A 23,833-nucleotide genomic window follows, 5' to 3' on the forward strand; every position below is an offset into this window, starting at 1 on the left:
CGGGCGTCGAGATAGAAAGTTTATCTAAGCATGCGCGCCACCATCAGAAAAGGCCTCAGCGCAGGGCTGTGGCTGATTGGAGACACTGACAGGAGGACAATTGAGGCTTATGATCGGTTGCAGGACCGGGGGCTCTGACTTAGCTTGAGATCATCCCCCGACCAACACCCGACGTGGAGTTCGGCAATGAGCCTCAAAGTGGACAGGGACAGCATGGCGTTTACGTTCAAGGGTGGGATGCTGCCCATGACGGTGATGGAGCTTTCCAGTGCGGATCCCGAGGAAATTCGCGATCAGCTCGCGGGCAAGCTCTCGCAGTCGCCAGCCTTCTTTCAGCACACCCCGGTGGTGCTCAGCGTCGAGAAGCTCGACGAACCTCACCTGGCCCTGGAACGTATCTGTGCGGTGTGCCGGGCGCACAAGCTGCTGCCGGTAGCGGTGCGTGGTGGTGCCGATCCGGTCAAGCAGTCCGCCTGGGCGCTCGGACTTGGCTGGTTCCCCCCCCAGGATGCCGCTCGTGCGCGTACCCTGGAAAGCGTTCCGGTGCAGGAAGACGAAGACGTCACCGTGGTCGAGGAAGTGGAGGCTGACGCGCCTCATGGCGGACGTATCTTTCGTGGCACCGTGCGTTCCGGCCAGCAGATCACCGCTCCCGACGGCGACCTGACCGTGATCGGTGCGGTCAATGCCGGGGCCGAGGTGCTGGCGGCGGGCAATGTCCACGTCTACGGTGCCCTCAGGGGGCGTGCCCTCGCTGGCATTCACGGCGACCACCAGGCAGGCATCTTCTGCCGTGAGCTGCATGCGGAGCTGTTGTCAGTGGCGGGCAACTACAAGCGTCTCGAAGATATCGACCCCCAGCTGCTCGGCTCCTCCGTCCAGGTCGTGCTGACGGACGATCAGTTGGGGATCACCGCGCTGAAGTGAGCCTTCAGCTGGGCTTGTAAGGAGCCTTCAGCCGGGCTGATAGAGAGCCTTCAGCTGGGCTGATAGAGAGCCTTCAGCCGGGTTTGTAAGGAGCCCTCAGCTGGGCTGATGGAGAGCCTTTAGCCGGGCTTGTGAAGCGCCTTCAGCGGGGCATTGCCGCATCAGCGGGCGCTTTAGCGCGGGACAGCGATTTTTATAAGGCCGTGCCTGGTCACTGCGGTGACCACACAGGACCAACAACTTTACGACGACAGGATGCGACACTTGGCCAAGATCATCGTTGTGACCTCCGGTAAAGGCGGGGTCGGCAAGACAACCAGTGCGGCAGCCATTGCCACCGGGCTGGCACTCAGAGGCAACAAGACGGTAGTGATCGACTTCGATGTCGGTCTACGGAACCTCGACTTGATCATGGGCTGCGAGCGCCGTGTGGTCTACGACCTGGTCAACGTCATCCAGGGCGAGGCCGGGCTGAACCAGGCGCTGATCCGTGACAAGCGCGTGGACAACCTGCATATCCTTCCTGCCTCCCAGACTCGGGACAAGGATGCCTTGACCCAGGAGGGCGTCGAGAAGGTGCTGGACACCCTGACCAAGGACTTCGACTACATACTGTGCGATTCACCCGCCGGTATCGAACGTGGTGCCCAGCTGGCCATGTACTTCGCCGACGAAGCCATCGTGGTGACCAACCCCGAGGTGTCTTCGGTGCGTGACTCCGACCGTATCCTTGGGCTGTTGTCATCGAAGACCCGGCGGGCCGAGCAGGGCAAGGACCCGATCAAGGAGCATCTGCTGATCACCCGCTACAACCCCGGACGGGTCGACCAGGGAGACATGCTGAATCTCGAGGACATTCGCGAGATCCTGGCCATCAACCTGGTAGGTTTGATTCCCGAGTCCGAGGCCGTGCTGAGAGCCTCCAACCAGGGGGTCCCGGTCACCCACGACGACAGCAGTGACGCTGGCCAGGCCTATATGGATACGGTCAGCCGCCTGATCGGAGAGGAGGTGCCCTTGCGCTTCCACGAGTATCAGAAGAAAAGCCTGCTGAGCCGCATGTTCGGAGGAGGAGGTCGCCGGTGAAACTACTCGATTTCCTGAAGCGCGAACGCAAGAAGTCCGCGTCTGTCGCCAAGGAGCGGCTGCAGATCATCGTGGCGCACCAGCGTAGCCAGCGGGGACAGCCTGACTTCCTGCCGATGCTGGAGAAGGAGTTGCTTGAGGTTATCCGCCGCTATGTCGAGGTGGACGACGATGCCATCAATATGTCGCTGGACAGCGAGGACAACTGCTCGGTGCTCGAGCTCAACGTGACCCTGCCGCGCAGCAGTTGATGCAGCGTCTGGTGTTGCTTGAACGTCGTGATATCGTCGATGCCACATCGCCGATGCGATATCGACAATGCCAGCCATCAAGATGACGCCCCTTGGGCGTCTTTCGTGTATTTCCTTCCCGCGCCGGACTCGACCTGTGATCGTGCAGGCTGAGCCCGGCGTTGGCCTGTGCTAGGCTGACGGGCCTTTGACGTACGCGTGGAGACCGCAATCCCATGGCGCAGCCGAAAGCCGCTCCGCTGACCTTTCTGTGGCACGACTACGAGACCTTTGGTGCCGATCCTCGGCGCGATCGTCCCTCGCAGTTCGCGGCCATCCGTACCGACGCCGAGTTCAACGAGATTGGCGAGCCGGTGGAGCTGTTCTGCAAGCCCGCCGATGATGCCTTGCCGCACCCGATGGCCTGCCTGATCACCGGTATTACGCCCCAGCAGGCGAGGCGCAACGGTGTGCCCGAAGCCGAGTTCGCCGGCGCCATCGTCGACGAGATGAGCGTCGCCGGGACCTGTGCGGTGGGCTACAACAGCCTGCGCTTCGACGATGAGGTCAGTCGTCACCTGTTTTACCGCAACCTGATCGACCCCTATGCACGGGAGTGGCAGAACGGCAATTCGCGCTGGGATCTGATCGACGTGGTGCGCGCCTTCCACGCCTTGAGGCCCGAGGGCATCGAGTGGCCAAGGCGCGAGGACGGCAGTCCCAGCTTTCGCCTGGAAGACCTGACCGCGGCCAACGGCATCGAGCATGCCGGCGCCCACGACGCCCTGGCCGATGTACGCGCTACCATCGCCCTGGCGCGACTGTTGCGTGGCGCCAATGCCAACCTGTTCGACTACCTGCTGTCGCTCAGGGCCAAGCGCGAGGTGCGTAAACGCCTGGATACGACCCAGCGCAAGCCGGTGGTGCATATCTCCCGGCGCTATCCGGCCAGTCGCGCCTGCGGGTCTCTGGTGATGCCCCTGGCCGAACACCCGACCAATCCCAACGGCGTCATCGTCTACGACCTGTCGCTGGACCCTGCCGACATGCTCAGTCTCTCGCCCCAGGAGATTCGTGCTCGGGTATTTGTCAGCAATGACGACCTGGCCGAGGGGGAAAGCCGGATTCCGCTGAAGGTGGTGCACATCAACAAGTGCCCGGTGATCTTTCCGCCCAGTGCGCTCAAGGATGTGTCGGGGCCCCATCAGGGCGAGTACGGCGAGATCGTGGCGCGCATGGGGCTCGAGATGGACGCCTGTCGCGGTCACTACCAGCGGCTGGCCAAGGACCCCGATATCGTCGCCAAGGTGCAGGAGGTGTTCGCCGAGCCACCGCCGGAGCCGCGGAGGGATCCGGACCTGATGCTCTACTCCGGCGGGTTCTTCTCTCCTGCCGACCGCCAGCAGATGGAGCGCGTGCGTGCCATGGATCCCTGGGATCTGGTCGACGCCAGCTTTGCCTTCCAGGACCCGCGCCTCGAGGAGATGCTGTTTCGCTACCGCGCCCGCAGCTATCCGGACACCCTGACCGGCGAGGAGCAGGCGCGCTGGGAGACCTTCCGGTGGGAGCGGATGAACGACTCGGCGCTGGCGAGCCTGACGCTAAAGGACTTCGCGCGTGAAATCGAGCGTCTGAACCAGACCTCGCTGAGCGATCGCGAACGCCAGATCCTCGAGGAGATGGTGATGTTTGTGGAGTCGATCATGCCCGCCCAGGCGTTCGGCTAGGGGACCAGCCTGGCGCAGACGCACGGCGTCGCGCTGGCCGTGTCGGGCATCATCAATATGGCGCCATGAATCAGGTGCCATGTATCAGGTGTGATGAAGCGGGTGAAACGACGCGGGTGAAACCACAAGGCCCGACCGGCGATGCCGGTCGGGCCTTGTCGTCACTGCTGTCGGCGGCGGCGTCGCCAGCCGGGCGGGATCGCCCCCAAGCAGGGGGCGATGGGGTGGGCCAGGGCCTTTTGGCAGAGCCCTGTCAGGGTTTGGCCGCCTGGGCGCTGGTGTCCGCCGGCGTCGGTGACAGCGCTTCTTCCTCGTCACCGGGCAGGGCTTCCAGGTCGCCTTTCAACGCCATGACGTCGCTGGGTGCGGCGCCCGGATCGAAGGTCACGTCCACCACTGCGGCGCCACCCAGACGCTGCCAGCTGTCCTTCAGGCTGGCGGCGTCGACCTCGAGCACCGCGGCGGCCAGCCGCTCACGCCTATCGAAGTCGGTGTCGCCGTAGGACAGCGCCTGCCACAGGCGGGTGGTGCGCTCCTCGAGGCCTGAATCACGCTGGGTAATCTCGTCGTGGACCGCCTGGCGATAGGTGGCCAGGGTGTCGTCATCCAGGCTGTCCAGACGCTCGGGCACACGGTCGAGGAAGTCGCTGACCCTGGCCTTGAGCTCGTCGCTCTGGGTGGAGGGAGACTGCACCAGCAGGCTGATGCCCGGAGCGTGCAGCAGCGGTGAGTAGCCTGCGCTGACGATGTACCCGAGCTGCTGTTCGGTACGCAACTGCTGGTAGAAGGGGGTCTCGAGCAGCTTGCCGAGCACCGCGATGCGGGCCTGGGTGGCGATACCCTGGTCCGGCCCCTGCAGGTAGCGAATCAGCAGCGACTCGTCTCGGCTGGAGTCCGGCGTCAGGCTCGGCAGATCCACTGCCTTGAGTACCTGCAGGTCGGTGATGGCGTCCGCGCCAAGGCTGGGCTCAAGCGCCGCGATGGCCTGCTCGGCCTCGTCGCGTGCCAGCGACTCTTCCAGGTTGCCGACCACCAGCGCCTGCAGGTGCAGCTCGTCGAGGAAGCGCTCGCGGAAGTCGCGCAGGTCCTGGGGCTCGAGGTCGGACAGTGCCTCGAGCAGCACCTGGGGGGACCACTGGGGCCGAATCAGCGCCTCGGACAGGGTGCGTTGACCCTGGTGATAGAGCGGATTGCGTGGTGCATTGCCCCATTGCTTTTCCAGGCCGTAGCGTACTCGGGCAACGCTTGCGTCGCGGATCTCACCCTGCTTGAGCTGGTCGATCACCTCCCGTATCACCCTGTCCTGGCGGTCACGCCAGCCGGTGAAGGACAGCGTCATGCCACGTGAGTGGGCATAGGCTTCATACTTCTGTCCCGCCAGACGTGCGGCGTAGAGCTTCTCGTTGAGGCTGTCGTTGAGCCAGCCGGCCAGCAGTTGTGTCAGCACGGCCTGGTGCGGGGACTGGCTGGCGCCAGGGTGCTGCAGGCTGAAGCGCCAGGAGGCCTTGGGCGTATCGTACTCGGCATCGGCCTTGTACCAGGCGTCGGCCTCGGGGGTGTCGATCAGCAGTGAGGGGCGCTCGTCGTGGGCCTCAAGCAGCGCCAGGTCCTCGGCGATAAAGGGATTGGGCTCGGGCAGTGCCAGCCCCGCCAGGGGGTCGGCTGCGGTGTCGGCCAATGGCGTCTCCTGCCAGGCGGTGTCGTAGTAGCGGCTGCGCTGGTCGCCTTCGACCTCGGGGCCGGTGTACAGGCGGATCATGTTGTCGGGGCGCAGCGCATCGAGCCAGCGACGCACTTCCTCTGCGTCGAGCCCGTCCATGCGGTAGCCGGCGCGGTTGACGTCCTCGAGCGGGTAGTGGGTCAGGCTCATGGACAGGCGCATGGCCTCGTCCAGGGCGTTACCGTGCTGCTGGAACTGGAACGCCTGCTCGGACAGGCTGGCCTGCTCGTCGTAGCGCTCCTCGCTGATGCCCTGTTGGCGAATCTGCTCGATGGTGGCAAACAGACTGGCCTGGATGCGATCGAGATGCTCGCGCCCCTCGGGGGTCAGGCTGACATCCACGGCCAGCAGTGCATGGCGGCCGTCACCTCGGGTGACGCCGGCGGACAGGCCGTCGGCCCAGCCGGCCTCGCGCAGGCGGCTCAACAGGCTGCCGGGTCCCTCATGACCGATCAGGTTGGCGATGTAGCTGGCCGGCTTGTGGCGATAGCTGAGCACGGGGTCGGGCACCGGGAACAGAAAGCTGACGCGGCGAGCGTCGCGCAGCGACTGGGCCTCGGCGGCCAGCGGCAGGCGTGAGCGATCCACCAGTGGGGTGTCGATGACGGGTGCCTCGAGGCCGCGATCGGGCACCTCGGCGAAACGTTCGACCACCAGTGTCTGCAGTTGATCCAGCGGCATCGGCGCCACTACCGCCAGATGCATGACGTTGGCACCGTAGTGGTTGTCGTAGAAGTTCATGACCCGCTCGCGCAGGCTGGGCTCCCCTTCGGGCCGCTCGGCCAGGGTCTCCTTGCTGCCCACCGAGAAACCCACGGTGGGGTTGGCAGGATTGAGCAGGGCGTCGAGGACCTCGTTCTCGCGGCGTGCGTCATCGCGCAGGCGCGCCTGATATTCGGAGTGCACCACGTTGCGCTCGCTGCCCAGGCGGTCGGCGTTGAACAGCGGGTCGATGAAGAACCGACTGAAGCGATCCAGAGCGCCTTCGAAGGCCTCGGGTTCCACATCGAAGAAGTAGTTGGTGTCCAGCGAGGCGGTGAAGGCGTTGTGGCGCCCGCCGTGGCGGCTGATGTAGCCCTGGTAGGCGTCGGGCTCGGGGTAGGCCTCGGTGCCCAGAAACAGCATATGTTCGAGCAGGTGGGCGAGCCCCTGCAGGTCATCGGGATCCTGGGCGCTGCCCACCGACACATTGAGTGAAGCCGCCGCCTTGTCGGCCTCGGGATCGCTGACCAGCAGGACGTCGAGGCCGTTGTCCAGGGTCAGTACGCGATAGTCGCGATCATCGTGGGGGCTGACGATCGGCGTCGTGGCGGTGGCCACGTCGGCGTCGGCCTGAGCCGTGGGCGGTTGCTCGCTGGTAGCGGTCGGGGCCGCGGAAGCCTGAGCCAACGGCAGCCACAGGCCGATCAGGGTGGCGACGAGGGCGCTGGCGCCGCGTCGTGTGAGGGTCGAAGCCATCACGTCTCCTTGGAAGTCTGGCGCCACATCTTGCCGATGGGATGGGCACAGGATGGGTCTTGCTCTTGAGGATTGTTCACTCGTCTTGATACCGGAAAAGCGCCCAACAGTTCCCCGGGAGGGGGGCTCAACAGTGACTTGAGGTCCTCGGGATCACTCTGCGGGTCCAGCCAGGCCCTCGCTTGGCCGGGGGGCACGACCGCCGGCAGACGGTCGGTCAGGGGGGCCAGAAAGCCAGGGCTAGGTACCGTGATCAAGGCGAAGGAGTCGTTATAGTCGGTAAGGGTGGTGTGAAACCTACACCATAGTCCGGCCAGCAGCATCGGCCCGCGGTCTGCCCTGGTGATCAAGAAGGGCTGCTTGTAGTTTGGACGCGGCTGCCAGGCGTAGGCGCCGGCTACCGGCACCAGGCAGCGCCGCGCGCGGAAGGCGTCACGGAACATCGGGCGCGAGTCGAGGCTTTCGGCGCGGGCGCAGTGGGGGGCGTGATCGAGTACCTGCAACCAGGGCGGTGTCAGGCCCCAGAAACCGATCCCCAGGGTCGGGCGTCCAGCTTCCAGGCGGATGATCGACAGTGGACGGCGCGGGGCCATGTTGACGCCGCTGATGGCCTGGGCCGGAGCATCGAGGTCGTCGAGGGCGGTCTCGATGGCGCGGGCGGGAATATAGAGACGGCCGGTCATGGGGGCTCCTGCGATCTGGAGGGCCAGCGTACCCAAGCTCCCGGTGTCAGGAAAGCCTTGAGCCCGTTGTCGCGGCGAAGGGGGCATAATGAGCGGTCGAAAACAGTGTTCGATTAATGTATGCTGAACGATACCGCTGAACCTGAAGCCGCCGATGTCCGGCCGCGAGAGAGAAGAGCGATGGCGCGTCCAAGACAGCATGCCCCCGAGGAGCTTCACGCCCAGGTGATGGCCGCCTGCGATGCCTGGCTGGCTGAGCAGCCGGTGCATGCCCTGTCGCTGCGCTCGTTGGCCCGGGAGGTGGGCTGTGCGCCGAGCACCCTGCTGAAACTCTACGGCAGCTTCAACAACCTGCTTCAGCACGTCAACCTGGAAAGCCTCGGTCGGCTGCGCACGGTGATGGAGCCCCTGCTGGTGGACACCACCGAGCCCGAGGCCCGGCTGCGTGCCCTGGCCCAGGGGTACTGGAAGTTCGCCCGCGAAGACGCCCATCGCTGGCAGCTGATGTTCGACTATCCGTTGGCCCAGGAAGGCGAGCTCGATCAGCGCCAGACCGACATGATCGGCGCACTGTTTGCCCGGGTCGAGGGGACCCTGACCGAGTATCAGCCGGATCTCGAATCGCTCGAGGCGCAGCGCCTGGCGCGAACCCTGTGGGGTAGCGTTCATGGCCTGGTGCAGCTGGGGCTCAATGACCGTCTTGGCTATTCCCAGGGCGGCGCCTTCGAGGTCGAGGAGCTGCTCGATCAACTGCTGTCGACCACCCTCGCCGGACTCAAGCAGATAGGCCGTGACCAGAGGGGCGATAGACAGGTGAACGACACGCCGTGATCGACGTACTCGTCTGGGGCCTCGTCGGCCTGCTTGCCTGCATCGCTGCCTGGCGCTTCTATCGCGCCCCGGCGGTGTATATCCGACGTTTCGTGTTTGCCTTTATCCATGTGTTGTACCGACTTCGCTTCCAGGGGCGTCGCTTCGTGCCCCCGCGCGGGCCGGCGCTGGTGGTGTGCAATCATGTCAGCTTCATGGATGCGCTGGTGATGGGCGGCGGCAGCCCCAGGCCGCTGCGCTTCTTGATGGATCGTCCGATCTACGAGTCGAAGCGCCTCAACTGGCTGTTTCGCATGGTCGGGGCGATACCCGTGGAATCGGATCGTCGTGACCCGGGCAATGTGCGTCGCGCCCTGGAAGAAGTCAGTCGCGCCTTGAGAAACGGCGACGTGGTGATGCTGTTCCCGGAAGGGCGGCTGACGTCGGATGGTGAGGTCAAGACCTTCCGCCGGGGCCTCGATCTGATCCTGTCGAGGGACCCGGTGCCGGTGATTCCTGCCGCGCTGTCGGGCCTGTGGGGCTCGTGGACCTCCAATTGTCACGGCAAGGCTCTGGCCCATTTCCCCAGGCGCTGCCGCGCCCGGGTGGCGCTCTACTTCGACGAGCCGGTGCCGCCGGGGCAAGCCACCCGTCAGTCGCTGGAGGCCCGGGTGCGCGAGCTCAAGGCCGAAGCCGATCGCTGGGTCGAGACCGGTAAGCCCTGAGGCAACCGCCGCCGGGGTACGCAGGCTCCGGCAGAGGGAAGGTCGGGTTAGGGAAGTGATAACGCAGAAAGGGACGGCCTCGGCCGTCCCTTTCTCGTTAGTGCTTTGCTTGTCAGTACTTTGCTGGCAAGTACTCTGCCTGCTGGTGCCTTGCCCGCTGGTTCCTTCCCTGCATGTCGCGTCGCGACTGACGTCCCTCTGGTCCTTGCGGTGGTCAGTCGCCCGCGTCGGATTCTGCCAGGACGCGGCGAGTGCCGGGCCAGCAGCTGACCGAGGTGATCAGGTTGTCGCGCATCTCGAGGATTTCCATGCGGATGTTGCCGATCTGCAGGCAGGCCGGGCCGTCGGGGAAGGACTCGAGGTGTTCCAGTATCACCCCGTTCAGCGTCTTGGGGCCGTCGGTGGGCAAGTGCCAGCCCAGCGACTTGTTGATATCACGGATATTGGCGGTGCCGTCGATCACGTGGCTGCCGTCGCTCTGGGGCAGCATGTCCTGTTCCTGGCCGGCCACGTCGGTGGTGAATTCACCGACGATCTCCTCGAGGATGTCCTCCAGGGTCACCAGGCCCTCCACGTCGCCGTACTCGTCCACCACGATGCCAATGCGGCGCTTCTGCTTCTGAAAGTTCAAGAGCTGGGTGTGCAGCGGCGTCGATTCGGGGATGAAGTAGGGCTCCCGCGCTTCCTGCACGATGGCCGCCTTGGTCACCTCTCCTCTGGACAGGAAGCGGGCGGCATTGCGCAGGTGCAGCATGCCGATGATGCTATTGATGTCGCCCTTGAACACCGGCAGCCGAGTGTGCTGGCTGGTGCGGATCTGGGTCAGGATATCCTCGAGACTGTCGTCGAGGTCGATGCCGACCACCTCATGGCGCGGCACCATGATGTCGTTCACGGTGACATTCTCGAGATCCAGAATCGACAGCAGCATGGCCTGGTGGCGATGGGGAATCAGGGTGCCGGCCTCGTGGACCACGGTGCGCAACTCGTCGCGGGTGAGGTTGTCACCATTGCCGTCGATATTCTTGACGCCAAGCAGTCTGAGCAGGCCGTTGGAGATCACGTTGACCACCCACACCAGCGGATACAGCAGCTTGAGCAGCGGCTCCAGGATCATCGAGGCGGGGTAGGCGATGCGCTCCGGCTTCACCGCAGCAAAGGTCTTGGGGGTGACCTCGGCGAAGATCAGCACAACGATGGTCAGGATCGCCGTGGAGATGGCGGGGCCGCTGACATCGCCAAAGAAGTGGATGGCGATGATGGTGGCGATGGAGGCCGCCAGGTTGTTGACGAAGTTGTTGCCGATCAGGATGACGCCGATCAGCCGGTCGGGACGCGCGAGCAGGCGCATCACGCGCTTGGCGTTGCGCTGTCCGCTGTTGGCCTGGTGGCTCAACCGATAGCGGTTGATCGACATCATGCCGGTCTCGGAACTGGAGAAGAAGCCCGATAGGGCAATCAGCAGAAAGAGCAGGCCGAACAGCAGGCCCACCGGAAAGTCGTCGTTCAAGACGTGAAATCCTTGGTCGCGGGTAGGGGTCGAGTTGTAGGGGGTCGGGCCGGGAGTGTCAAGGAGACCTCCTGTCTAGCTGTGCGCTAACAGCACCTCAAGGACAAACTTGCTACCAAAGTAGGCCAAAAGCAGTGCGATATAGCCTCCCAGGGTCCAGCGCACCGCCCGCATGCCTCGCCACCCAAGGCGGTAGTGGCACAGCAGCAGTACCGCGAACACCAGCCAGGCCAGCAGCGACAGCACCGTCTTGTGGACCAGGTGCTGGGCGAACATGTTGTCGAGGAACACGAACCCGCTGGCGATGGCCAGCGTAAGCAGGGCCATGCCCACCCAGATCATCTCGAACAGCACCCGCTCCATGGTGGTCAGCGGCGGCAGTGCCTGTACCACGCCGCGTATCCGGTGATGCTTGAGGGCCTTGTTCTGGACACCTACCAGTATCGCCTGCAGCGAGGCGATGGCCAGCACCGCGAAGGCCAGGGCGGAGCTGACGGCGTGGAAGGCGATGCCGGGGGTCATGCCGTTTGCGCTGGTGGGGGTCGGTAGTTCGGTACCGAGCAGCAGCACCACGCCGGCAAAGGGGAACAGCACGGCGGCGATATTGAGCACCGGTTTGAACAGGCTGGCGCCCAGCAGCACCACCACCGCCAGGGCGGTGACCAGCACCGCGCTGGTGGACAGTCCTGGCAGCATCGAGCCCTCGAGGGCAAGCAGGCCGCCGGCGACGACCAGGTGGAGAGCCGCTGCCAGGGTGCCGAAGCCACGTACCAGTAGATCGCGCGGAGGTACCCGGCGAATCAGGGTCAGCCCTTGCCAGGAGGCAGCCGCCAGATAGAAGACAAAGGCCAGTAGAGCCAGAGGTAACGCCTGCATGCTGTGCTGTCCGTGCGCCTTGCCGGCGCCTTTGAAGATAGGGATCCTGGGTCCGGGGAATGCCTTCCCCTCGACACCGACTATACCGGATAGCGCCTCGGCTGACAGCCAGCGGGCGGCCTTCTTCGGCTGTCTTGCCGGCAACTGCATGGAGAGTCCGCGCCACAAGGCGTATAATTTGCGCCATCGTCAAGGCCGCGCACCGGCGGCCGTCTCAAGGGGCGTCTCGACAAGGGCGCCTTGAGGCCATCGCATTTGGAGAGGCCCATGTTTCAGAACCTGAGCGAGCGTCTGTCCCAGACGCTGAAGTCGATCAAGGGTCAGGCACGCCTGACCGACGACAACATCAAGGACACCCTGCGCGAGGTGCGCAAGGCGCTGCTCGAGGCGGACGTTGCCCTGCCGGTGGTCAAGGCGTTCATCGAGCGAGTGCGCGAACGTGCCGTGGGCCAGGAGGTCTCCCGCAGCCTGTCGCCGGGCCAGCAGTTCATCAAGATTGTCCAGCAGGAGCTGGAAGTCACCATGGGCGAGGCCAACGAAGGGCTGTCGCTCAAGGGCACGCCCTCCGTGGTGCTGATGGCCGGCCTGCAGGGTGCGGGCAAGACCACCTCGGTGGCCAAGCTGGGCAAGTATCTGCGCGAGCGCGAAAAGAAGAAGGTGCTGGTGGTTTCCACCGACGTCTACCGCCCCGCCGCCATCGACCAGCTCGAGACCCTGGCCAAGGAGGTCGAGGTCGACTTCTTCCCGTCGCGCTCGGATCAGGCCCCGGTGGACATCGCCACGGCGGCGCTGAAACACGCCAAGATCCAGTTCCATGACGTGGTGCTGGTCGATACCGCGGGTCGCCTGGCCATCGACGAAGCGATGATGCAGGAGATCCAGGGGCTGCATCAGGCCATCGAGCCCTCCGAAACGCTGTTTGTGGTCGACTCCATGACCGGCCAGGATGCGGCCAACACCGCCCGCGCCTTCGCCGATGCCCTGCCGCTGACCGGGGTGGTGCTGACCAAGGCCGACGGTGATGCCCGTGGCGGTGCCGCCCTGTCGGTGCGTCACGTCACCGGTCGTCCGATCAAGTTCATGGGTGTCGGCGAGAAGGTCGATGCCCTCGAGCCCTTCCATCCGGATCGTGTGGCCTCGCGCATCCTCGGCATGGGCGACGTGCTGTCGCTGATCGAGGAAGCCGAGCGTACCGTCGACAAGGGCAAGGCCGAACAGCTCGCCAAGAAGGTCAAGAAAGGCCAGGGCTTCGATCTCGAGGACTTCCGCGAACAGCTCCAGCAGCTCAAGAAGATGGGCGGCATGAGCGGCCTGATGGGCAAGCTGCCGGGCATGGGGCAGATGGCCGAGATGGCCCAGGGGCCTGGGCCCGAAAAGGAGCTTGGCAAGCTCGAGGCGCTGATCAACTCGATGACGCCGAAGGAGCGCCGTAATCCGGACATCATCAACGGCTCGCGCAAGCGCCGTATCGCCGCCGGTGCCGGCCTGCAGGTGCCGGACCTCAATCGTCTGCTCAAGCAGCACAAGCAGATGCAGAAGATGATGAAGAAGGCCGGTAAGAAAGGCGGCATGCAGAAGATGATGAGGGGCATGTCCGGCATGATGGGCGGAGGTGGCCCTGGCGGCCCCGGTGGCATGGGCGGCATGGGTGGCCCCGGCGGCATGCCCTGGCGCTGAGTCAGTTTTTTTCGCTGATGCTGTTTTTAATGCCAAGCGCCGAAGCGTGATGAAGATGCAATACGCTGGGCCCGCCACTCCCGGCCCTGGCACCGCTGGTGCGCCGCTCGTCAAGGGATGAGCGGCAAAAAAGGTTCCCTTGGGGGGTGGTTTTCCGTAGAATACTGCCTCTTCACTCGAGGACCGCGCCTGGCGCGGCCCTCGTCGTGAGCGAAACACCGGTGGCTGGCCTGGCCGTCGCCGTTATCTGAAATCCCAACCGAAGGACAGTCAACGTATGGTTACCATTCGTCTGGCACGTGGTGGCGCCAAGAAGCGTCCCTTCTACCACCTCGCCGTGACCGATTCCCGCAACGCCCGCGACGGCCGCTTCATCGAGCGTCTGGGCTTCTTCAACCCGGTGGCCCGTGGCCAGGAAGAGCGTCTGCGCATCGACCTCGACCGCATCGCCCACTGGCAGTCCCACGGCGCGCAGCTGTCTGACCGCGTCGCCGAGCTGGTCAAGGAAGCTCGCAAGCAGGCCTGAGGCGCAAGCCTTGCCTGTGAATGTCCCGGTGTGAAAGAGGTTTGACCCAGATGGCATCGCCACAACGCCCTAGCGCGCAGCGCCAAGCGCAAGACGATCGCCACAGCGACGATTACGTCGTGCTGGGCAAGCTGACCAGTCCTTACGGCATCAAGGGCTGGCTGAAGGTGTATTCCTACACCTCACCCATGGAAGGCATTCTCGACTATGCCGAATGGGTGGTCCGTCACGACGGACAGATTTCGCGCCACCGCCTCAAGCAGGGGCGCAAGCAGGGACAGGGCCTGGTCGCCCAACTGGACGGTGTCGATGACCGTGACCGCGCCGAGAGTCTGGCCGGAGCGGACATCCTGCTGGCCAAGCAAGACCTGCCCGAACTCGACAGTGAAGAGTACTACTGGCACCAGCTGGAAGGCCTCAGGGTCGTCACGCTGGAAGGGGTGTCTCTGGGACGCCTGGCCTACCTGTTCGAGACCGGTGCCAACGACGTCATGGTCGTGAAGGGCGGCGACGCCCCGGACGATCGCGAACGTCTGCTTCCCTACCTGCCCGATGACGTGGTCAAGCGCGTCGATCTCGAGGCAGGAGAGATGCTGGTCGACTGGGACCCGGAGTTTTGAGCGCAGTGCGTTCGAAAACCGCGTCGACAGGAGATCGATAACGTGTGGATAGGGGTGGTGTCACTGTTTCCGGAAATGTTCGAGGCGATTACTCGCCACGGCGTGACCGGCAGGGCCGTCGACAAGGGCCAGGTGACGCTGGAGTTCTGGAACCCCCGGGACTACGCCACCGACCGCCATCGCACCGTGGATGATCGCCCCTATGGCGGTGGTCCCGGCATGCTGATGAAGGTCGACACCCTGAGAAGTGCCATCCACGACGCCCGCAGCCGAGCCCAGGCGGCCACCGGCGAGCGTCCCAAGGTGATCTACCTGTCGCCCCAGGGGCGCAGACTGGATCAGCAGGGCGCGCGGGAACTGGCGTCCGGACCGCCCCTGGTGGTGGTGGCGGGGCGTTACGAAGGCATCGATGAACGCGTGGTCGAAGCGGACATCGATGAGGAGTGGTCGATCGGCGACTATGTCCTGAGCGGGGGAGAGCTGCCCGCCATGGTGCTGATCGATACGGCGGCAAGGCTGGTGCCCGGTGTACTGGGGCATCAGGATTCCGCGGTCGAGGACTCCTTCAACGACGGTCTGCTGGACTGTCCGCACTATACGCGCCCGGAGGAAATCGACGGTCGCAAGGTGCCGGACGTACTGCTCAGCGGTCACCACGGACAGATCCGTCAGTGGCGGATGAAACAGTCCCTGGGGCGTACCTGGCAACGGCGGCCCGACCTGCTCGAGGGCAGGCAGCTGTCGAAGGAGCAGAAGCGGCTGTTGAACGAGTTCATCGACGAACACGCCGACAAGGCGGAGGTGCAGGACGAACGTCGGGATTCCGACGAGGCGGCCAGTCGCCGCTGACGGACCTGCGTCATCAATGACCCGCGCGCTCGAGCTTCGAGGGCCGGGATCACGATCCATCGGCACCCACGACCGATCGATGGATCACAACGATTTCAGGAGTGAGTCAAATGAGCAGCAAGAACAAGGTGATCCAGGCGCTCGAAGCCGAGCAGATGAGCAAGCAGGTGCCGGACTTTGCACCGGGCGACACCATCGTCGTTCAGGTCAAGGTCAAGGAAGGCAACCGCGAGCGTCTCCAGGCCTTCGAAGGCGTGGTCATCGGCAAGCGTAACCGCGGTCTGAACTCCGCTTTCACCGTGCGCAAGATCTCCCACGGCGTCGGCGTCGAGCGTACCTTCCAGACCTACAGCCCGCTGGTCGACTCCATCAGCGTCAAGCGTCGCGGTGACGTGCGCCAGGCCAAGCTGTACTACCTCCGTGAGCGTAGCGGCAAGTCTGCGCGCATCAAGGAAAAGCTGGCCTAAGACGCGTAAGCGTCTGCCAGTCCGAGGGAGGCCCCGCCTCCCTCGCCCGACACCCCGTCACCACCTTCGTGGGGCGGGGTGTCGGTGCATTGGGGGCCTTCTCGTGCTTCACCAGTGCCCTCGATGGCCAGCCCCACAGCCCAGGAGGTGTTGCTTGAGCGCCGGCGATCGTCAGACAATCGACCGCTTCCTCGACCAGCTATGGCTCGAGCAGGGCGTCAGCGACCATACCCTGAGCGCCTATCGCCACGATCTGGAGGCCTGGGCCAAGTGGCTTGCTGATCAGTCGTGCGTGTTGCTCACGCCGGGTGAGCGGACCTTGCCGGACTGGCTGGACTCGCGTCGCGAGCAGGGCTACAAGCTCACCAGCAATGCCCGGCTGCTGTCGAGTCTCAGGCGCTTCTACCGCTGGGCCCTGGCCGAAGGGATGATCGAAGCGGATCCGCTGGCCCGGGTGCGCCTGCCGCGGGTGCGGCCATCGTTGCCGGACACCCTGGACGAGGACGAGGTCGAGCGCCTGCTGAATGCGCCGGACCTGTCCACCGCCCTGGGACTGCGCGATCGCGCCATGCTCGAGGTGCTGTACGGCGCAGGGCTTCGCGTCAGCGAACTGGTCGGTCTGACCACCGATGCGGTCAATCTGCGCCAGGGCGTGGTGCGGGTGCGCGGCAAGGGGCAGAAGGACCGTCTGGTGCCGCTGGGCGAGGAAGCCGGCCACTGGCTCGAGCGCTACCTGCGCCAGGGGCGTAGCGAGCTGATGAGCGATATCCAGCGTCCGGCGCTGTTCCCCGGACGGGGCGACGGCGCCATGACCCGCCAGACCTTCTGGCACCGAATCAAGCACTACGCCAGTGTGGCACGCATCGATCGTCCGCTGTCGCCACACACCCTGAGGCACGCCTTTGCCACCCATCTGTTGAATCATGGGGCCAATCTGCGTGTCGTACAGATGCTGCTGGGGCACTCGGACCTGTCGACGACCCAGATCTACACCCATGTGGCGCAGGCGCGACTGGAAGCCCTGCACGCCGACCATCATCCTCGAGGCTGACCCATGAAACGCCCTCTGTTCGTGCTTTCCCTGCCCGCTCTGCTCACCGCTGCCCTGTGGACCAGCGGTGCGCTGGCGGCCCCTCCCGCCGCGCTCAATGAGCTTGAGGTGAACGGCCAGAAGATGCCGGTGAGTCAGGTGCTGGATACCCCCATGGACGGCATCTACGAGGTGCGTCTGGAGACCGGGGAGTCCTTTTACACCAACGAGAGCGGCAGCCACTTCCTGGTGGGGGATCTGTACCAGAACGCCGAGGACGGCCTGGTCAACCTGTCCGAGCAGAGCCGCAACGCCAGCCGCGCCAGCCGCGTGGCGGCCATCGACGAGTCCGAGCAGATCGTCTATCGCGGGGTCGATGAGCCCAAGGCCACCATCCACGTCTTCACCGATACCACCTGTCCTTATTGCCGCAAGTTGCACGAGGAAGTGCCGCGCCTCAACGAGCTGGGCATCCAGGTCAACTACCTGGCCTTCCCGCGTGGCGGCATGCAGAGCGAAGGCGCCCGCCAGCTCGAACAGGTGTGGTGCGCCGACAATACCAGCGAGGCGATGACCGCCGCCAAGAGTGGAGAGGTTCCGAGCGGCGCCACAAGCTGCGACAATCCGGTGGAGCGGCAGTATCATCTGGGGCTGGAGCTGGGCGTGCAGGGCACGCCGGCGATCATCCTGCCCGACGGCACCATGGTCCCGGGCTATGTGCCCGCCGAACGGCTGGCCGAACGCCTCGGTATCGACGGCTAAGCCCGTCCGACAACACAATCGAGAAGGCCCGAGCCAGACTCGGGCCTCGCCAAATCGCTGACACAGCCGTCGCTTGCGGCGACGGTCGAGAAGGGAGAATGACATTGAAACCGGTGAGAGTGGGAATCTGTGGGCTGGGTACCGTCGGTGGCGGCACCTTCAATGTACTGACGCGCAACGCCGACGAGATCGCTCGGCGTGCCGGTCGCCCGCTGGTGATCGAGCAGGTCGCCCATCGCAGCATCAATCCCGCCTGTGACCTTACCGGTATTCGTACCACCAAGGACGTCTTCGAGGTGGCGACCAACCCCGATATCGACGTGGTGGTGGAGCTGATCGGCGGCTACGACGTGGCCCGCGAGCTGGTGATGATGGCCATCGAGAATGGCAAGCACGTGGTCACCGCCAACAAGGCGCTGATCGCGGTGCACGGCAACGAGATCTTCAAGGCGGCCCATGAAAAGGGCGTGATCGTGGCCTTCGAGGCCGCCGTGGCCGGCGGTATCCCGGTAATCAAGTCGCTGCGCGAGGGCCTGGGTGCCAACCGCATCAGCTGGGTGGCGGGTATCATCAACGGTACCGGCAACTACATCCTGACCCATATGCGCGACGAGGGCCGGGCGTTCGAGGACGTGCTCGCCGAGGCCCAGGCGCTGGGCTACGCCGAGGCCGATCCGACCTTCGACGTGGAAGGCATCGACGCCGCCCACAAGCTGACCATCCTGGCGTCCATCGCCTACGGTGTGCCGCTGCAGTTCGAGAAGGCCTACACCGAGGGTATCTCTCGGGTCACCGCCGAGGACGTCGAGCAGGCCGACAACCTGGGCTACATCATCAAGCACCTGGGCATCTCCAAGCGCACCGGTGACGGCCTCGAACTGCGCGTCCATCCGACGCTGATTCCCAAGGAGCGGCTCCTGGCCAGCGTCCACGGGGTCAAGAACGCCATCGCCGTGATGGGTGACGCCGTCGGTCCGACCCTCTACTACGGTGCCGGCGCCGGTGACGAGCCCACCGCCTCGGCGGTGGTCGCCGACCTGCTCGACGTGGCCCGCGACATCTCCACCGAGCACCGCTATCGCACGCCTTATCTGGCCTTCTGCGGCGTCACCGATGACTGTGACGAGCTGCCGATCATGCCCATGGAAGACATCACCACGGCCTACTACCTGCGCCTGCTGGCGGTGGACCGCCCCGGCGTGCTGGCGCGGGTGGCGACGATCCTCTCCGAGGAGGGTATCTCCATCGAGGCGCTGATCCAGAAGGAGGCCACCGAGGGCGAACTGGTGCCGATCATCCTGCTGACCCACCGTACCCTCGAGAAGCACATGAACGAGGCCATTCGCCGCATCGAGTCTCTGGCCGACATCGCCGGCTCGGTGACCCGCATTCGCGTCGAGAGCCTCGACGAGCAGGACTGATGATGCCTGCGGGAGCGGGCCCAGGCTCGCTTTCGCGGGCGCTTCGCTGGAATCTCAGGCCGCGCCCCGGGCGGCGGCAAGGAATCACAAGATGCGCTATATCAGCACCCGCGGGCAGGCGCCCGCGCTGTCCTTCGAAGAAGTCGTCCTTACCGGCATGGCCGCCGACGGTGGCCTCTACGTTCCCGAGGACTTCCCTCACCTGAGCGCCGACGACCTGGCCGACATGGCCGGGCTGTCCTACGCCGAGATCGCCTTTCGGGTGATGAAGCCCTTCGTCGGCGGCGAGATCGACGACGACACCTTCCGTGGCCTGGTCAAGGACGCCTACGCGACCTTCAGCCACGACGCCGTGGTGCCGCTCAATCAGCTCGACGCCAACCACTTCCTGCTCGAGCTGTTCCACGGTCCGACCCTGGCGTTCAAGGACGTGGCCCTGCAGCTGCTCGGACGTATCCTCGATCACTTCCTCAAGAAGCGTGGCGAGCGCGCGGTGATCATGGGTGCCACGTCCGGCGACACCGGCTCGGCGGCGATCGAGGGCTGTCGTCACTGTGACAACCTCGACATCTTTATCCTGCACCCCCACAACCGGGTGTCCGAGGTACAGCGCCGGCAGATGACCACGGTGCTGGCCGACAACGTCTTCAACGTCGCCATCGAAGGCAACTTCGACGACGCCCAGGCCATGGTCAAGGCCAGCTTCGCCGACCAGAGCTTCCTCGACGGGGCTCGGCTGGTGGCGGTGAATTCGATCAACTGGGCGCGGATCATGGCCCAGGTGGTCTACTACGTAGCCTCTGCCGTGGCGGTGGGCGCGCCCCAGCGTCAGGTCAGCTTCTGCGTGCCCTCGGCCAACTTCGGCAACGTCTTCGCCGGCTACGTGGCCTACCGCATGGGGCTGCCGGTGAAGCAGTTCATCGTCGCCACCAACGCCAACGACATCCTCCATCGCACCCTGGCCGACAACGACTTCTCCAAGCAGGAGCTGCTGGCCACCCTGGCGCCGTCCATGGACATCGTGGTGTCGTCCAACTTCGAGCGTCTGCTGTTCGAGGCCTACGACCGCGACGGCGGCGCCGTGGACGAGCTGCTCGGGCGCTTCCAGAACGAGCCGACGGTGCTGGCCGAAGCCCCGCTGGGCCGGCTGCGCGAGGTCTTCTCGAGCCACAGCGTGGATGACGACACCATCCTCGAGGTGATCCGCGAGGCCCACCACCGCACCCAGGAGATCCTCGATCCCCACACCGCGACCGGCTATCGTGCCGCCGAGCGCGAGCGCAGGGACGCCTCTACGCCGATGATCACCCTGGCCACCGCCCACCCGGCCAAGTTTGCCGAGGCAGTGGTCAAGGCCGGCTTCCCGGGTGTGCCGCTACCGCCACATATGGACGATCTGCTCGAGCGCGAGGAACGCTACGAGGTGCTGCCGGCTAGACTCGAAGCGGTACAGGCCTTCGTCGCCGAACATCGTCGTCGCTGAGGCCTTCGGCATGGGGCCGAGCGCCTTGCGGCGTTCGGCTCGGTTTTGTGCCAATCGGTTCTTATCCATCGGTTTTTGCCAAGGGTGCCCGCTGCCGGGCATCCCGACAGGGAGACTTCCATGAAGCTGTGGGGACGCAACAATTCGGTCAACGTCAAGAAGCCCGTCTGGTGTGCCATCGAGCTGGGGATCGACCTCGAACGGGTCGATCTGGGAGGGCCCTTCGGTGGGCTCGATACGCCGGAATTCCTGGCCAAGAATCCCAACGGCCTGATTCCCTGTCTCGAGGACGGCGACCTGGTGCTGTGGGAATCCCACACCATCGTCCGCTATCTGGCCGATGTGCACGGTGACGGTCGGCTCGCGACCGACTCTGCCGGCGCCAGGGCGCGCTGCAGCATGTGGATGGACTGGGCGCTTGGCAGTCTGGCGGGCCCCTATCGGGATCTGATCATGAACCTGGTGCGCGGCACCCCCGAGACCCGCGACGATGCGGCCATCGAGCGTGGCCTGGCCGGGTTCGAGAAGAGCCTGCGTATCGCCGACGGTGCGCTGGCCCGCCAGCCCTGGCTGTCCGGCGAGGAATTCGGCATCGGTGATATTCCGCTGGGGGCCTACGTCTACCTGTGGTTCGCCCTGGATATCGAGCGCCCGAGCCTGCCGAACCTCGAGGCCTGGTACGAGAAGCTGACCCAGCGCAGCGCCTATCGCGAACACGTGATGCTGCCGATCAGTTAAGTCGATCCAGCTGCGTTGGACGCGCCGGTATCGCGTCGGCGCAGGTGGCGGTCAGCACGCCATCTGCGCCGACCTTCTCGGTTCCCGACACCCTCCTGCGCCAGCCTCGCTTCAACCTTCCAGAGAATCCGATGTCCCACTCTTCTCCGGCAAATACCGGCTCGAGCGAGCATGCCGAGCCGCGTCCGCGTATCGAACCGCGTCCTCGCAACGAAAGGCTGTATCGGCAGGGACTCGAGGCCGGGCTGTCGGAGCTTCAGGCCCGGCTGCTGGCCGGACGCCTGCCCGACTACCAGGGCGAACTCGGCCCGCTGGTCGACCCGAGTCTACGTCATCTGGTCCATCCCGAGCGTCTGGCCGATGCGCCGAGAGCGGCCGAGCGCATCGCCCAGGCGGTGGCCGAGGGCGAGCACATCGGCATCCTCACCGATTACGACGTGGACGGCATCACCTCCCACGTGGTGATCCGGCGCACCCTGAACGAACTGTTCGGGGTGCCAGAGTCACGTCTGCACAGTCTGATCGGTCACCGTATTCATGACGGCTATGGCATCAGTCTGCCGCTGGTGGAACGCACCCTGAAGCTGACGCCGCGGCCCAGCCTGGTGATTACCGCCGACTGCGGCAGCAGCGACGAGGCGCGTATCGCCAGGCTCAAGGCGGCGGGAATCGACGTGGTGGTCAGCGATCACCACGCTCTGCCCCAGGAAGGGCCGCCGCCCTCGGCCTATGCCACGGTCAATCCGACCCGAGCCGACTGCGACTACCCGGACGCCACCATCGCCGGCTGCATGGTGGCCTGGCTGTTGATGTCGCTGACCCGCCAGGTACTGATCGAACAGGCGGTACTGTCGCCGTCCACGCCCAAGCTCTCGCCCTGGCTGTCCTACGTGGCGCTGGGCACCGTGGCCGACTGTGTGTCGCTGGGTGGCAGCGCCATCAACCGGGCGGTGGTGCGCCACGGTCTTGCGCTGATCAATCGCATGGGCGAGCCCTGCTGGCGGGTAATGGCGGAGCGCCTGGGCGCCGACAGCGTGCCCTTCGACGCCGAGACCCTGGGCTTCCAGATGGGGCCGAGAATCAACGCCCGTTCGCGCCTCGACGATCCCTACGCGGCGCTTCACTTCATGCTCGCCGGGGATGACGGGGTGGCGCGGCGTCACCTGGAGACCCTGGACGCCGACAACCAGTCACGCAAGGCCATCGAAGCCGACATGGTCGCCGAGGCCAGGCTGCTGGCCCGCCGGGCGCTGGACGCCGACGAGCCGGTGGTCATCGTCTATCTGGAGAGCGGCCATCCGGGGGTTCAGGGCATCGTCGCCTCACGCCTGGTGCAGGCCTACGGGCGGCCGACCCTGGTGCTGACCCCCGCCGCCGAGGCCGGCATGCTGACCGGCTCCGGACGCTCGGTGGAGGCGCTGCACCTGCGCGATGCTCTGCAGCGCGCCCACGACCTGGCCCCCGAGGCGCTTACGCGTTTCGGCGGCCACCGGGGCGCCGCCGGCGTCGGCGTGGTACAGGAACGTCTCGACGACTTCCGCCAGGCGCTGATCACCGCGGTCAGCGAACAGCTCGGCGATCTGGAACTGGTGCCCAGGCTCTACACCGACGGTGAACTCGGCGAGCATCAGCTAAGCCTCGAGACCCTGGCCGAGATCGAGGGCCTTGGCCCCTTCGGCCGCGAGTTCGAGGCGCCGCTGTTCGAGGGGCGCTTTCTGGTGGAGCGGCTCAAGCCGGTGGGTGACGGCAGTCACCTGACCCTGGAGCTGTCCTGTCGCGGACTGACCCTGAAGGCCATCTGGTTTCGCTGCCTGACCCCGGGCCAGTTGCCGGACTTCGACGTGGGCGCCACCCTCCACTGCGCCTACAAGCTCAATCGCAACCGCTTCCGCGGACGCGAGTCACTGCAGCTGATGGTGGAGCACGCAGAGCCCGTTGAATAAGCCGGTCGACTAGGCCCGTCGAATAAGCCGGTCGACTGACGTGCCCGATCGAGTCGCCCCGCGACAGTGTCGATGCTGTTATCAATAGTTCGGCCAGATGCCCGGGGTGGCGAGTTCCAGCAGATGCCCGTCGGGGTCGCGGAAGTACAGGCTCTCGCCGCCCTTGGGCCAGTGGGTACGACCCTCGATCTGGACCCCGTGGGCGTCGAGGCGCGTCTCCCAGGCACCGAGCTCCTCGCGGTCGATGGCCAGCGCCATATGCACCCAGCCGCGGCCGTCGTGGGGCGGGATGGTGCCCATGTCATCCGGCAGCACCACCGTCTCCAGGGTCTCGCCCTCGAGAAACAGCAGCAGCACCGAAGGGCCGACCTGGTAGGCGGTGAAGCGATGGTCGGCGTTGAAGGGGGCAAGCCCCATCACCTCCTCGAAGAAGGCTCGCGCCCGCGCCATGTCGGCCACGTACAGGGCGGTTTCCAGCACCGACCTGAGGCGGGGGCTGGGGCTCGAATCCAGGTCACTCACGGAAGGCTTGCTCATGGGGCGCTCCTTGGCGTGGCGGTCTCTT

At 65.3% G+C, this 23,833-nt stretch carries 22 protein-coding genes; 17 read left to right on the forward strand and 5 right to left on the reverse strand.

The features are described from left to right. Nucleotides 1-186 precede the first annotated feature (186 nt). The 4 genes from minC to sbcB all read left to right on the forward strand — a co-directional run bounded on the left by minC (nucleotide 187) and on the right by sbcB (nucleotide 3,970). Nucleotides 187-927 (forward strand): septum site-determining protein MinC, encoded by a 741-nt coding sequence (gene minC / locus NFH98_RS02395; RefSeq protein WP_045991343.1) that lies wholly within the window; start codon nucleotides 187-189, stop codon nucleotides 925-927. Between the two features lie 264 nt (nucleotides 928-1,191). Beyond that, nucleotides 1,192-2,013 (forward strand): septum site-determining protein MinD, encoded by an 822-nt coding sequence (minD, locus tag NFH98_RS02400; protein ID WP_045991342.1) that lies wholly within the window; start codon nucleotides 1,192-1,194, stop codon nucleotides 2,011-2,013. Next, a complete protein-coding gene (gene minE / locus NFH98_RS02405) occupies nucleotides 2,010-2,264 on the forward strand; it encodes a cell division topological specificity factor MinE (protein ID WP_045991341.1) in 255 nt (84 codons plus the stop codon). The genes minD and minE overlap by 4 nt, the downstream gene beginning before the upstream one ends. A gap of 215 nt (nucleotides 2,265-2,479) precedes the next feature. After that, the gene (gene sbcB, locus NFH98_RS02410; protein WP_348827539.1) at nucleotides 2,480-3,970 is read left to right on the forward strand and encodes an exodeoxyribonuclease I; all 1,491 of its coding nucleotides are present in this window, start codon (nucleotides 2,480-2,482) and stop codon (nucleotides 3,968-3,970) included. A gap of 253 nt (nucleotides 3,971-4,223) precedes the next feature. Here the strand turns inward: sbcB and NFH98_RS02415 are convergent, their stop codons facing one another. Next, a complete protein-coding gene (locus NFH98_RS02415; protein ID WP_349622170.1) occupies nucleotides 4,224-7,148 on the reverse strand; it encodes an insulinase family protein in 2,925 nt (974 codons plus the stop codon). After that, complete coding sequence (locus NFH98_RS02420) at nucleotides 7,148-7,831, reverse strand: SOS response-associated peptidase (RefSeq protein ID WP_348827541.1); 684 nt, start codon at nucleotides 7,829-7,831, stop codon at nucleotides 7,148-7,150. Before NFH98_RS02420 ends, NFH98_RS02415 begins: the two co-directional genes overlap by 1 nt. Nucleotides 7,832-8,011: 180 nt before the next feature. On the opposite strand from NFH98_RS02420, the gene NFH98_RS02425 reads away from it, so the two are divergent. Next, nucleotides 8,012-8,662, forward strand: a complete 651-nt coding sequence (locus NFH98_RS02425; protein WP_108131203.1) for a TetR/AcrR family transcriptional regulator — start codon at nucleotides 8,012-8,014, stop codon at nucleotides 8,660-8,662. Continuing rightward, nucleotides 8,659-9,366 (forward strand): 1-acyl-sn-glycerol-3-phosphate acyltransferase, encoded by a 708-nt coding sequence (locus NFH98_RS02430; RefSeq protein WP_348827542.1) that lies wholly within the window; start codon nucleotides 8,659-8,661, stop codon nucleotides 9,364-9,366. The genes NFH98_RS02425 and NFH98_RS02430 overlap by 4 nt, the downstream gene beginning before the upstream one ends. Nucleotides 9,367-9,580: 214 nt before the next feature. Here NFH98_RS02430 and NFH98_RS02435 read toward each other — a convergent pair whose 3' ends face one another. Both NFH98_RS02435 and NFH98_RS02440 read right to left on the reverse strand, forming a co-directional pair. Beyond that, entirely contained in the window at nucleotides 9,581-10,876 is a 1,296-nt protein-coding gene (locus NFH98_RS02435) for an HlyC/CorC family transporter (protein WP_045991336.1), read from the reverse strand. Nucleotides 10,877-10,951: 75 nt separating this feature from the next. Next, a complete protein-coding gene (locus NFH98_RS02440) occupies nucleotides 10,952-11,752 on the reverse strand; it encodes a cytochrome C assembly family protein (RefSeq protein WP_045991335.1) in 801 nt (266 codons plus the stop codon). Between the two features lie 267 nt (nucleotides 11,753-12,019). On the opposite strand from NFH98_RS02440, the gene ffh reads away from it, so the two are divergent. From ffh to recJ, 11 genes are all read left to right on the forward strand, one after another. Next, the gene (ffh, locus tag NFH98_RS02445; RefSeq protein WP_045991334.1) at nucleotides 12,020-13,429 is read left to right on the forward strand and encodes a signal recognition particle protein; all 1,410 of its coding nucleotides are present in this window, start codon (nucleotides 12,020-12,022) and stop codon (nucleotides 13,427-13,429) included. A gap of 277 nt (nucleotides 13,430-13,706) precedes the next feature. Further along, complete coding sequence (gene rpsP, locus NFH98_RS02450; RefSeq protein WP_045991333.1) at nucleotides 13,707-13,955, forward strand: 30S ribosomal protein S16; 249 nt, start codon at nucleotides 13,707-13,709, stop codon at nucleotides 13,953-13,955. Between the two features lie 50 nt (nucleotides 13,956-14,005). Next, complete coding sequence (gene rimM / locus NFH98_RS02455; protein ID WP_045991332.1) at nucleotides 14,006-14,575, forward strand: ribosome maturation factor RimM; 570 nt, start codon at nucleotides 14,006-14,008, stop codon at nucleotides 14,573-14,575. 42 nt (nucleotides 14,576-14,617) lie between these two features. After that, complete coding sequence (gene trmD, locus NFH98_RS02460; protein WP_108131204.1) at nucleotides 14,618-15,424, forward strand: tRNA (guanosine(37)-N1)-methyltransferase TrmD; 807 nt, start codon at nucleotides 14,618-14,620, stop codon at nucleotides 15,422-15,424. Nucleotides 15,425-15,534: 110 nt separating this feature from the next. Beyond that, a complete protein-coding gene (gene rplS, locus NFH98_RS02465; RefSeq protein WP_045991330.1) occupies nucleotides 15,535-15,891 on the forward strand; it encodes a 50S ribosomal protein L19 in 357 nt (118 codons plus the stop codon). A 154-nt stretch (nucleotides 15,892-16,045) separates the two neighbouring features. Beyond that, nucleotides 16,046-16,942 carry a site-specific tyrosine recombinase XerD gene (gene xerD / locus NFH98_RS02470; RefSeq protein ID WP_240184197.1) on the forward strand — a complete coding sequence of 299 codons (897 nt, stop codon included), beginning with the start codon at nucleotides 16,046-16,048 and terminating at the stop codon, nucleotides 16,940-16,942. 3 nt (nucleotides 16,943-16,945) lie between these two features. Beyond that, entirely contained in the window at nucleotides 16,946-17,683 is a 738-nt protein-coding gene (locus NFH98_RS02475; protein WP_045991329.1) for a DsbC family protein, read from the forward strand. Nucleotides 17,684-17,787: 104 nt separating this feature from the next. Next, nucleotides 17,788-19,104: a homoserine dehydrogenase gene (locus NFH98_RS02480; protein ID WP_045991328.1), complete on the forward strand. Its 1,317-nt coding sequence runs from the start codon at nucleotides 17,788-17,790 to the stop codon at nucleotides 19,102-19,104. 91 nt (nucleotides 19,105-19,195) lie between these two features. After that, nucleotides 19,196-20,587, forward strand: coding sequence for a threonine synthase (gene thrC / locus NFH98_RS02485; RefSeq protein WP_045991327.1), 1,392 nt, complete (start codon nucleotides 19,196-19,198; stop codon nucleotides 20,585-20,587). 120 nt (nucleotides 20,588-20,707) lie between these two features. After that, complete coding sequence (locus NFH98_RS02490) at nucleotides 20,708-21,325, forward strand: glutathione S-transferase family protein (RefSeq protein WP_045991326.1); 618 nt, start codon at nucleotides 20,708-20,710, stop codon at nucleotides 21,323-21,325. A gap of 131 nt (nucleotides 21,326-21,456) precedes the next feature. Beyond that, complete coding sequence (gene recJ / locus NFH98_RS02495; protein WP_348827543.1) at nucleotides 21,457-23,268, forward strand: single-stranded-DNA-specific exonuclease RecJ; 1,812 nt, start codon at nucleotides 21,457-21,459, stop codon at nucleotides 23,266-23,268. Between the two features lie 81 nt (nucleotides 23,269-23,349). Here the strand turns inward: recJ and NFH98_RS02500 are convergent, their stop codons facing one another. Then, nucleotides 23,350-23,805, reverse strand: coding sequence for a VOC family protein (locus NFH98_RS02500; protein WP_348827544.1), 456 nt, complete (start codon nucleotides 23,803-23,805; stop codon nucleotides 23,350-23,352). Nucleotides 23,806-23,833 lie beyond the last annotated feature (28 nt).

The organism is Halomonas sp. H33-56 (assembly GCF_040147035.1).
Lineage (GTDB): Bacteria > Pseudomonadota > Gammaproteobacteria > Pseudomonadales > Halomonadaceae > Halomonas > Halomonas litopenaei.

Coding starts and splice junctions, on each gene's coding strand:
- minC (WP_045991343.1), top strand. CDS start 187: ATGAGCCTCAAAGTGGACAGGGACAGCATGGCGTTTACGTTCAAGGGT.
- sbcB (WP_348827539.1), top strand. CDS start 2,480: ATGGCGCAGCCGAAAGCCGCTCCGCTGACCTTTCTGTGGCACGACTAC.
- NFH98_RS02415 (WP_349622170.1), bottom strand. CDS start 7,148: ATGGCTTCGACCCTCACACGACGCGGCGCCAGCGCCCTCGTCGCCACC.
- NFH98_RS02420 (WP_348827541.1), bottom strand. CDS start 7,831: ATGACCGGCCGTCTCTATATTCCCGCCCGCGCCATCGAGACCGCCCTC.
- NFH98_RS02425 (WP_108131203.1), top strand. CDS start 8,012: ATGGCGCGTCCAAGACAGCATGCCCCCGAGGAGCTTCACGCCCAGGTG.
- NFH98_RS02440 (WP_045991335.1), bottom strand. CDS start 11,752: ATGCAGGCGTTACCTCTGGCTCTACTGGCCTTTGTCTTCTATCTGGCG.
- ffh (WP_045991334.1), top strand. CDS start 12,020: ATGTTTCAGAACCTGAGCGAGCGTCTGTCCCAGACGCTGAAGTCGATC.
- rpsP (WP_045991333.1), top strand. CDS start 13,707: ATGGTTACCATTCGTCTGGCACGTGGTGGCGCCAAGAAGCGTCCCTTC.
- rimM (WP_045991332.1), top strand. CDS start 14,006: ATGGCATCGCCACAACGCCCTAGCGCGCAGCGCCAAGCGCAAGACGAT.
- rplS (WP_045991330.1), top strand. CDS start 15,535: ATGAGCAGCAAGAACAAGGTGATCCAGGCGCTCGAAGCCGAGCAGATG.
- NFH98_RS02475 (WP_045991329.1), top strand. CDS start 16,946: ATGAAACGCCCTCTGTTCGTGCTTTCCCTGCCCGCTCTGCTCACCGCT.
- thrC (WP_045991327.1), top strand. CDS start 19,196: ATGCGCTATATCAGCACCCGCGGGCAGGCGCCCGCGCTGTCCTTCGAA.
- NFH98_RS02490 (WP_045991326.1), top strand. CDS start 20,708: ATGAAGCTGTGGGGACGCAACAATTCGGTCAACGTCAAGAAGCCCGTC.
- recJ (WP_348827543.1), top strand. CDS start 21,457: ATGTCCCACTCTTCTCCGGCAAATACCGGCTCGAGCGAGCATGCCGAG.
- NFH98_RS02500 (WP_348827544.1), bottom strand. CDS start 23,805: ATGAGCAAGCCTTCCGTGAGTGACCTGGATTCGAGCCCCAGCCCCCGC.